The organism is Aquidulcibacter sp. (genome assembly GCF_049239865.1).
Taxonomy (GTDB): domain Bacteria; phylum Pseudomonadota; class Alphaproteobacteria; order Caulobacterales; family Aquidulcibacteraceae; genus Aquidulcibacter.
Genome location: NZ_JBMLTR010000092.1, coordinates 23,286 through 33,223, shown reverse-complemented (window position 1 = coordinate 33,223; position 9,938 = coordinate 23,286). Strand labels below are relative to the sequence as shown.

The window sequence follows — 9,938 nt, the reverse complement described above, 5'->3', positions numbered from 1 at the left end:
CCGTAGATACGCATATCTTTCGCGTCTCAAACCGGACAGGTCTCGCGCCTGGAAAGAATCCAGATCAGGTTGAAGCGGTGCTGGAACGGGTAACACCGGACACGTACAAGAAGGGTGCACATCATTGGCTGATCCTGCATGGCCGCTATGTCTGTGATGCACGCAAACCTGCTTGTTGGCGTTGTGGCATTGCCGATATCTGTAAGTTCAAAACCAAGACGCCAAACCCGGCCGACGCGCCCAAAAAGGCCAAGCCCGCCGCCAAGAAGCCCGTCAAAAAGGCAGCCAAGCCCGCGATTGCCAAGGGCTGAGTCCGCCCAGTCGCCACGCACCGATTCGCAGCCTATAAGCGGGCGCACCCAATTTGTGATCACCCGCCGCCGGAGCTTTAGCCATGTCCACGACCCGTCCCGTCCGCCGAGCCCTTATCTCGGTTTCAGATAAAACGGGGCTGATTGAAACGGCGCAGCAATTGGCCGATCAAGGGGTGGTTCTGGTTTCTACCGGTGGCACCAGCAAGGCTTTGGCTGCGGCTGGCTTGGCTGTGATCGATGTGGCAGATGTGACAGGCTTTCCCGAAATGATGGATGGCCGGGTGAAGACCTTGCACCCTGCCGTACATGGCGGCTTGTTGGCGCTGCGACATGTTGCCGATCATGAAGCAGCCATGACGCAACATGGCATCGAAGGCATCGATCTGTTGTGGGTCAATCTCTATCCGTTTGAGGCAACTTTGGCGTCTGGCGCGGATTTTGAAACCTGCGTTGAGAATATCGATATTGGTGGACCAGCCATGATCCGCGCCGGGGCCAAGAATTTCGACTGGTGTGCGGTCGCAACCGACCTAGGCGATGTACAAAAGGTCTTGGCCGATATGACCGCCCATGGCGGCACACAAGAACTGACCCGTAAGCAATTGGCCGCCAAGGCCTATGCCCGTACCGCAGCCTATGATGCGGCGATTTCAGGCTGGTATGCCGATCAAGTTGGCGAGGCCTCACCCGATTGGCGTGCCTTTGGTGGACCCAAGGTTCAAAGCCTACGCTATGGCGAGAACCCTCACCAGATTGCGGCTTTCTATGCGACGACAGAAAAGCGGCCCGGTGTGTCTACCGCGCGCCAGCTTCAGGGCAAGGAATTGTCCTATAATAATCTCAATGATACCGATGCCGCCTATGAATTAGTCGGTGAGTTTGATGCCAAGGAAGCCGCAGCTATTGCCATCATCAAGCACGCCAACCCATGCGGCGTGGCGATTGGCTCCTCCCTGACCGACGCTTATCTGCGCGCTTTGGCTTGCGACCCCGTTTCAGCTTTTGGCGGCATTGTGGCCTGTAACCGCAAATTGGATGGTGCGGCCGCCGAAGAGATCGTCAAGATTTTTACCGAGGTGGTGATTGCACCCGATGCCGACGAGGATGCCCAAGCCATCTTTGCCAAGAAGAAGAACCTCCGCCTCTTGCTGGCTGGCGGTCTGCCAGACCCCACCCAAGCTGGTCTGACCTTCCGCACCTTGGCTGGCGGCTTCTTGGTGCAGAACCGCGATACCGGACGCATCATGGCCCCGGACCTGAAGGTCGTGACCAAGCGCGCCCCAAGCCCGCAAGAGTTGACCGACATGCTGTTTGCCTTCCGGGTTGCCAAGCATGTGAAGTCCAATGCGATTGTTTATGCGAAGGACGGCGTCACGGCGGGCATTGGGGCTGGCCAAATGAACCGCCGCGACTCGGCCCGTATTGCAGCGGTTCGTGCGGTGGAAGCCGCTGAGACTGCCGGGTGGAGCCAAGCGGCAACCATCGGCTCGGCCTGTGCATCTGACGCCTTCTTCCCCTTTGCCGATGGCTTGCTGCAGGCCGTTGAAGCCGGAGCCACAGCGGTCATTCAACCTGGTGGTTCGATCCGCGATGATGAGGTGATTGCCGCCGCAGACGAAGCGGGCATCACCATGGTGTTCACAGGTATGCGCCACTTCCGGCACTAGGTGGAGACGGGCGCATGAAGAGATTTCCCCGCGAGACGTTAGACGCACGGGCAGAGCGCCTGCTTGCCCACTGCCAGATCATCAAGCCCGAGGGGGACGGTCCGTTCCCGACCGCCTTCTTGTTTCACGGGTGCGGCGATCCCGATGGTCCCCAGCCCGGCTATGCCAAAGCGGCAGCGGCCAAGGGCATTGCCAGTATTGTCGTCGACTCCTTCCGCCCGCGTGGTATAAGTTTGACGGAAGCCCGCATGCTGGTTTGCTCTGGCCTGCGCCTGTGGGGTCGGGAACGGGCGGGTGATTTGATCTCACTGATGCATTGGGCGCGCGGCCAAGACTGGGTGAAGGCAGACCGCCTTGCTGCAGCAGGGTGGAGCCATGGCGGATGGACCGTGATGGATGCTCTGGCGCTCGGGGCAGAAGTGGCAGAGTTTGCTGACTTAGAGGACGTGCCCGCTGATCCGCTTGCGGGCCTTTCCACCGCCTTTCTGGTCTATCCTTGGTGCGGCCTCGGCGCGCAAACGCTGCGCAACGGGTGGCAGAAGTCCATCCCGACCTTTCTGATGCTGGGTGAAGACGACACCCTTTCGGGCACAAGGTACCCGCTGAAAGCCGCCGACAAAATTCGCAGCGAGGGTGCCCCCGTCGAGACCCATATCTACCCCGGTGCCACCCATTCCTTTGACGAAGAAACCTCCGTCAATCCGACGTTTCGCTATAATGCTGCCCAGACCGCGGATGCCCAAGCACGCTTTGCCGATTGGATGGCTAGCCAGTTGCTTTAAAGCACGTTTTGATCCGCTCGGATCAAAGCAGCACGCGTGGATTCATAATATTCTTGGGATCAAAGCTGGCCTTAATGGCGCGCATGAGCGTGAGATGAGCCTCTGGCTCGCGCCGCAGAAACTCATCACGACGGCTGATGCCAATGCCATGTTCGGCCGAGATTGAGCCATTAAAGGACATGGCAACATCATGGATCGCCTCGTTCATTTGGGGCACCAGCGCCTTATAGGCGTCTGCCGACATCGAACTTGGCTGGATCACATCATAATGGATGTTGCCGTCGCTGCAGTGACCAAAAGCCACGATGCGGGCACCAGGTGCCACTTTTTCCGCCGCTGCATCGGCGAGGGTCAAAAAGACTGGGATCTTGGAAACTGGAACCGAGACGTCGTGCTTGGCCGCCACCCCTTCTGGCTTTTGGCACGCACTCATCTCCTCGCGCAGATACCAGAAGGACTTTGCCTGCGCTTCGTTTTGCGCGACAACCGCGTCGAGGGCGAGGCCAGCTTCAAGGGCTGAAGCCAAAGCCACTTCGACCGTCTCAATCAGGTCCGCATTCGGGCCTTCAAACTCAACCAGTGCCAGCCAAGGGGATAGGTCGCTGAAGGGAACCCGCACATTGGCGATGTTCTTCAGTGCCAGCGTGACACCTAAATGGTTCATCACTTCAAAGGCGGCGACCGCAGCCGTCTCTGCTTCTAGGCGATGGAGAAGTTCTACCGCTTGCGCGGGCGTCTCCAAAGCCAATAGCGCCACCGTGGTATGACGGGGTTGAGCAACCAATTTCAGGGTTGCGGCCGTGACCAGCCCCAAAGTTCCCTCAGCCCCGATGAACAGCTGCTTGAGGTCATAGCCCGTATTGTCTTTGCGCAAGGCAGACAGGCCCTCATAAAGTGACCCGTTCGGCAAGACGGCCTCGAGGCCCAAAATCTGGGCGCGCATCATGCCGTGGCGACGCACATGGACACCGCCTGCATTGGTCGAAATCAGACCCCCAATGGTGGCAGAGCCTTCTGAGGCCAAACTTAAGGGGAAGCGCTTGCCGATTTGGCGCGCCGCATCTTGGACTTGGGTTAAGATCACACCAGCTTCTGCCACCAAAGCATCATCGACCGGATCAATCGAGCGAATGGCGTTGAGCCTTTTGGTCGAAATCAACACTTCGCCGCGCGGGATTTGGGCACCAACGAGACCCGTGTTGCCGCCCTGCGTGGTCACAGCCAGACCCGCCTCATGACATTGGCTGAGGATCATCTGCGCCTCTGCAGTAGAGGCCGGCATGAGCAAGATCGGCGCAGACCCACTCCAGCGGTCGCGCCACTCAATCAAATGGGGGGCGATCAGGTCAGGGTCTTCCGTCCAGCCTTGCGGGCCGACGAAGTCTTTTATGCGGGTCAAGGTCGAAAATTGCGCGTCCATCTGCGGCCTATCGTTTCATCATCAAAAGAAAGTGAGCGTCAAAGCCCGTGATATTGGCGGTACCAATCCACAAACGCATTCACGCCGACTTGGATCGGTGTAGACGGCTTATAGCCGATTGCCGCGACAAGTGCAGTAACATCTGCGGAAGTATCAGGCACATCACCAGGCTGCAGCGGTAACATTTCCAAGACTGCCTTCTTTCCGACCGCATTTTCAATCGCCGCGATATAGTCTGCCAGCACCACCGGATTATTATTGCCGATGTTATAGATGCGGAACGGCGCGGACGAGGTGGACGGGTCTGGCGCATCACTGTCCCAATCCAGATTTGGCTTGGCAATTTGGTCGCTGATGCGGACCACACCTTCTACAATATCGTCGACATAGGTGAAGTCGCGGCTGTGATGGCCAAAGTTGAAGACTTGGATTGGCTCCCCAGCGAAAATGGCCTTGGTGAACAAATAAGGCGACATGTCCGGCCGTCCCCAAGGGCCATAGACGGTGAAGAAGCGCAGGCCCGTGGTCGGCAAGCCAAACAAGTGGCTATAGGAATGGGCCATTAATTCATTGGCGCGCTTGGTTGCGGCGTAAAATTGTAACGGATGGTCTGCGCCATTGGTTTCCACAAAGGGCATATGCGTATTGCCGCCATAGACGCTCGACGTGCTGGCATAGGTCAAATGCGCGATCTTGTGGGCGCGGCAGGCTTCCAAAATATGAGTAAAGCCAACGATATTCGAGGCGACATAGGCGCGTGGGTTATCGAGCGAATAGCGCACACCCGCTTGCGCAGCCAAATGGATCACTCGGTCAAAGGCATGATCTGCAAAGCACGCATCGACGGCCGCAGGATCGGCTAAATCAGCGCGGATAAAGGTAAAGCTACCGGGGGCGTCATCGGCCAAACGCTCTAGCAGCGCCAATCGGGCTTCTTTGAGTGCCGGGTCATAATAATCATTGACCACGTCAAAGCCCACAACATCATCGCCGCGCCGCACCAATGCAGCAGCGGTGTGAAATCCAATAAAGCCGGCAGCCCCAGTGACCAGCACGCGCATCTTTCCGTCCCTTATATTTGGGCCAAATGTCGGGCGGCGATCGTTCAAAGCAGCGCCGTCGGCCAAACCCTGTTACCCACATAGGCATCATTGCTGGATTGGTGCGCTAATGCCACCGTCTCAAGCAGAACACATGACCTTACGGGTAATTGATGCACCGCTAGCCCATTTGTTAGTTTGCCACAGAGTTGAAGGAGGGGGACAGATGATGTCAACAATCTGGCGGCAGTGGGTGATGGCTTGGTGCTATCTGGTTTTAGGGTTGGGCGTTGTTTTTGCCGGAAGCGCGTGGCCGCAGACCGATGCGGCAGTCCGCCTGTTCTATGATGTCATTTACTGGCCGTTGGATGGGCAAAGCGGGTGGCATGAGAGCCTGCGCCTGACAGCGGCCATTCTGGGTGCGGTGATGATGGGGTGGTCGCTAACTCTGCTTACCCTTGTCCAAGCAGCCGTGAAACAACCTCAACTCGCTCTCTGGCGACCGATGACCAGGGCCATTCTGGTCTGGTGGGCCGTCGATAGCAGCATTTCGGTTGCGCTGAACACGCCGGGCAATGCGGTATCAAATACGGGCTTCTTGTTACTGTATCTGATCCCGGTCTTGGCTAGCGGGGTCCTTAAACAGCCAAGCCGGGCTTAGTCGGCATCCATCTTCAAGGCAGCGATGAAGGCCTCTTGCGGGATATCGACGCTGCCGAATTGGCGCATGCGCTTTTTACCGGCCTTTTGCTTGTCCAACAGCTTGCGCTTACGGCTGGCGTCGCCGCCATAGCATTTCGCCGTCACGTCTTTACGCATAGCCGAGATGGTCTCGCGCGCCACAACGCGGCCACCAATGGCGGCTTGGATGGGGATTTTGAACAAGTGCTGCGGGATGAGCTCTTTCAGCTTCTCGCACATCGAGCGCCCACGCATTTCTGCACGCCCCGCATGAACCAGCATGGAGAGCGCATCGACCGGCTCTTCATTCACGAGGATCGACATTTTGACCAGATTGCCGGCCTTATAGCCCTCAATCGTATAGTCGAATGACGCATAGCCTTTGGAGATGCTCTTCAAGCGGTCATAGAAGTCAAAGACCACTTCGTTTAGGGGCAGCTCATAGACCAACATGGCGCGCGTGCCGACATAGGTCAGCTCACGCTGGTTGCCACGGCGATCCTGACACAGCTTCATAATGCCACCCAGATATTCGTCGGGGGTCAGGATGGTGGCTTTGATCCAAGGCTCTTCAATCGCCTCAATCGCCATCACATCTGGCATGTCGGCCGGATTGTGCAGATGCAGCGTCTCGCCATTCTTCATCTTGATCTCATAGACCACCGAGGGGGCCGTTGCGATCAGGTCGAGATTGAACTCGCGGCTCAAACGCTCTTGAATGATTTCCAAGTGCAGCAGGCCCAAGAAGCCGCAGCGGAAGCCAAAGCCCAAAGCGGCGCTGGTTTCCATTTCATAGGAGAAGCTGGCGTCATTCAAACGAAGTCGGCCCATGGCCGCACGCAAGTCTTCAAAGTCCGCCGCATCGACGGGGAATAGGCCGCAGAACACCACCGGCTGGGCAGGCTTAAAGCCCGGCAGCATACTGGTCGTCTGGCGACGTTCTTCGGTGATGGTGTCACCGACCGCAGCATCGGCCACTTCTTTGATTGAAGCCGTCAAGAAGCCGATTTCGCCTGGCCCCAATTCGTCCACTTCTGTGATCTTGGGCTTAAACACGCCGACGCGGTCCAGGGCGTAATTCGCCCCAGTCGCCATCATGCGGACCTTCATGCCCTTCTTCATCACACCATCAATGATGCGGACCAGAACCACCACGCCCAAATACTGGTCGTAATAGGCATCCATCAAAAGCGCCTTCAAAGGCGCATCGCGGTCGCCAGTCTTTGGCGGCGGCAGACGCGTGATGATGGCCTCCAACACATCTTCAATGCCAAGGCCCGTTTTGGCCGAAATCATCACCGATTGAGAGGCGTCAATGCCAATCACTTCTTCAATCTGCGCCTTAACGCGATCAGGTTCAGCGGCTGGCAGGTCAATCTTATTAAGGACGGGCACGATCTCGAGATCGGCATCAATCGCCTGATAGACATTGGCCAAGGTCTGCGCTTCCACACCTTGGCTGGCGTCCACCACCAAGAGCGCGCCTTCACAAGCCGCCAAAGAGCGCGACACTTCATAAGCAAAGTCGACATGGCCCGGGGTGTCGATCAGGTTCAGAATATAGTCTTGACCCTCGCGCTGGAATTCGAGGCGCACGGTTTGCGCCTTGATCGTGATGCCGCGCTCGCGCTCAATATCCATGCTGTCGAGCACTTGTTCCTTCATCTCACGCTGGGTGAGGCCGCCGGTCAATTGAATCAGGCGGTCAGACAAAGTGGACTTGCCATGGTCGATATGGGCAACGATGGAGAAATTACGGATGTTTTCACGGGGAGTCATGGGGTCGACATAGCCTGACAGGCCCTAAGGGGAAAGGGCCAGATACCGTTAAGCGATCAATCTGGCGTGTGGGCACGCAGATGGAACATCAAGACTTGCTCCGGCGCTGTCAGCGGCAGGCTTATGCCGACCTCTTGCAACAGCCGCCCTGTCATCACGTGGCCCGCCCCAGTTAGGTCCAAAGCTTCCACGCTGGAGCCCGCCGACCACGACCGGAATTTGCTCGGCCAAACGAGTTTCACAAGATAGCTCATATCCGGGTCCAAACCGTGGAATAGGACGCGCGGCAAAAGGCGCTGAACTTGGCTGCGCATGATCGCGATGGAAAAAAGCGCCTCGGTCTGATCTTGCGCGATCACGCCCATACCCAACAGCTCGTCGGAAGCCTTAAGCCGCACGAGATTGCCGGTATGCAGCAGGTCACGGTGGGCCTTATGGCATTCAATCGCCTCTTTTAGGGTCGCAAGCTCTGTTTCGGATTCTTCCAACAGATTAAGCTCAAGACCCATATGGCCGATCATCGCGGTTCCTGCCCGCATCGCCATTGACAAGGTGCGGCCCGTAATGTGGCAGCGGCGCGGCCCGACATGGGCACCCAACACTTCCAGCGGGAAGAAGAAGCTGGCCCCACGCTGAATATCTTGGCGGTCTAGGGCGTCATTGCTATCCGATGTCCAAATCCGGTCGGTATAGCTCAACACGCCATAATCGGCGCGCGCGCCACCCGAGGCACAGGATTCAAACTCCACTTGCGGATGGGCGACCCGTAGCCGCTCGAGCAAGGCATAAAGCGCTTGGACTTGGGCGTGCGAGCGTTGATAGCCCTGATGATCGCCCGGATGGCTGATGTCGCGGTTCATGTCCCATTTGACATAGCCAATCGCATGATCGCGCAAAACAGCGTCGATCCGCTCAAACAAATAGTCGGAGACTTCGGGACGGGAAATGTCCAGTACAAGCTGGTTCCGGAACGGCACTTGCTCCACATGGGCAAGCCCCAACACCCAATCGGGATGGGCGCGATAAAGGTCTGAATCTGGATTGACCATTTCAGGCTCAAACCAAATGCCCATCTCCATGCCGAGGCCGGTGACATAATCGATCAGCGGCTTAAGGCCCTCGGGATAGACGTCTGCCGACACATACCAATCGCCCAGACCAGACGTGTCGTCGCGGCGAGAGCCAAACCACCCATCATCCAGCACAAAGCGCTCTACCCCCACCGCCGCAGCGCGGTCGGCAATGGCTTTGAGGCGGTCTAAGTCGTGGTCGAAGAATACCGCTTCCCAGGTATTATAATGAACGGGGCGAACCTTCGCGCGCGTCTCTGGTCGCAGGATTTGACTACGAACATGGGCGTGGAAGCGTTGGCTGAGGTCCGAGAGACCTTCGCGACTATAGGCGGCGTGGATGGTGGGCGCGTGGAAGGTTTGGCCCTGTTTTAGCCGGATTTCACCAGGTCCTAACAAGGCACCTAGCCCTGCAAATACCCGACCATCATGCAAGCTATCCACCCGCATGCGATGATTGCCACTCCAGCCCAGATGCAGGCCGTAGGCCTCGCCTTGCACTTCGTCGGTGGTATCGCTGCACAGGATGATGGCGGGCAACCCATCATGCGAGGTGCGGCCCCGGCGGCTTTCGCGAAGATAGGTACCCGCAAAGCGCTTCACGCGTTCACGCTGAAACTCCAGCGCCCAACGCCCGGTAAAGCCGATGATATCGGTCATGTGATTGGCGATGGGCAACACTGCTGTGGCGCACTCGGCAACTTCGAGCAGGCCCTCGCCCAAATTGGTCAGCGCAGACTGGACGGTCAAAACGCCCGTCACGGCATCGAGGCGCAAATCATAGTTCAAGCCGACTTTGGTGTGGTCATCGCGGCACGAAATATGGATGCGGTCACCTTCAAGCGTGGCCTCTGTCACCACAAAGCGGCTACCCCAATCTTGCCCATTGCGATGAACAACGACACCTGATGGCCCGAGCAGGCCAAGGCCTGCCTCCATCGCCAGGGACGCCTCAACAAACACGTCGGCACTGCCCGGTCCGCCCTGATGGCCGGCGAGTGCCTTTAGAACCCGTGCATCCACATCATCAGGCAAACCTGTCCCCCAATGCAGAATTGCGGGCGGAGATCCCAGCTTAACAGCCACAACCAAACTAGCCCCACCACCGTGCAGGATCAGATTTTCCATAATGTTGTTGTTCCCAAATCTAGGTCTTACAAGTTGCGCGCGGAAAACCCGCTTTTA

8 protein-coding genes are annotated in these 9,938 nt (G+C 57.6%); 4 read left to right on the top strand and 4 right to left on the bottom strand.

The genetic code is table 11. From position 1 onward, the window contains the following. The 3 genes from ACOVRA_RS06930 to ACOVRA_RS06920 form a co-directional block, all read left to right on the top strand. A partial coding sequence (locus ACOVRA_RS06930; RefSeq protein ID WP_421719640.1) for an endonuclease III domain-containing protein occupies positions 1–311 on the top strand: 311 nt, incomplete at its 5' end. Between the two features lie 83 nt (positions 312–394). Beyond that, on the top strand, positions 395–1,981 hold the full coding sequence (purH, locus tag ACOVRA_RS06925; RefSeq protein WP_421719639.1) for a bifunctional phosphoribosylaminoimidazolecarboxamide formyltransferase/IMP cyclohydrolase: 1,587 nt from the start codon (positions 395–397) through the stop codon (positions 1,979–1,981). A 14-nt stretch (positions 1,982–1,995) separates the two neighbouring features. Further along, positions 1,996–2,763: a dienelactone hydrolase family protein gene (locus ACOVRA_RS06920; protein WP_421719638.1), complete on the top strand. Its 768-nt coding sequence runs from the start codon at positions 1,996–1,998 to the stop codon at positions 2,761–2,763. A gap of 22 nt (positions 2,764–2,785) precedes the next feature. On the opposite strand, the gene ACOVRA_RS06915 is transcribed toward ACOVRA_RS06920, so the two are convergent. After that, the gene (locus ACOVRA_RS06915; protein WP_421719637.1) at positions 2,786–4,183 is read right to left on the bottom strand and encodes an FAD-binding oxidoreductase; all 1,398 of its coding nucleotides are present in this window, start codon (positions 4,181–4,183) and stop codon (positions 2,786–2,788) included. A 38-nt stretch (positions 4,184–4,221) separates the two neighbouring features. After that, positions 4,222–5,244, bottom strand: coding sequence for an NAD-dependent epimerase (locus tag ACOVRA_RS06910; protein WP_290801030.1), 1,023 nt, complete (start codon positions 5,242–5,244; stop codon positions 4,222–4,224). A gap of 205 nt (positions 5,245–5,449) precedes the next feature. Between ACOVRA_RS06910 and ACOVRA_RS06905 the strand changes: the two genes are divergently transcribed. Next, positions 5,450–5,884 (top strand): hypothetical protein, encoded by a 435-nt coding sequence (locus ACOVRA_RS06905; protein WP_421719636.1) that lies wholly within the window; start codon positions 5,450–5,452, stop codon positions 5,882–5,884. On the opposite strand, the gene lepA is transcribed toward ACOVRA_RS06905, so the two are convergent. Next, positions 5,881–7,683: a translation elongation factor 4 gene (lepA, locus tag ACOVRA_RS06900; RefSeq protein WP_290801035.1), complete on the bottom strand. Its 1,803-nt coding sequence runs from the start codon at positions 7,681–7,683 to the stop codon at positions 5,881–5,883. The genes ACOVRA_RS06905 and lepA overlap by 4 nt on opposite strands. A 56-nt stretch (positions 7,684–7,739) precedes the next feature. After that, the gene (locus tag ACOVRA_RS06895; protein WP_421719635.1) at positions 7,740–9,881 is read right to left on the bottom strand and encodes an alpha-galactosidase; all 2,142 of its coding nucleotides are present in this window, start codon (positions 9,879–9,881) and stop codon (positions 7,740–7,742) included. Positions 9,882–9,938: the final 57 nt, after the last annotated feature.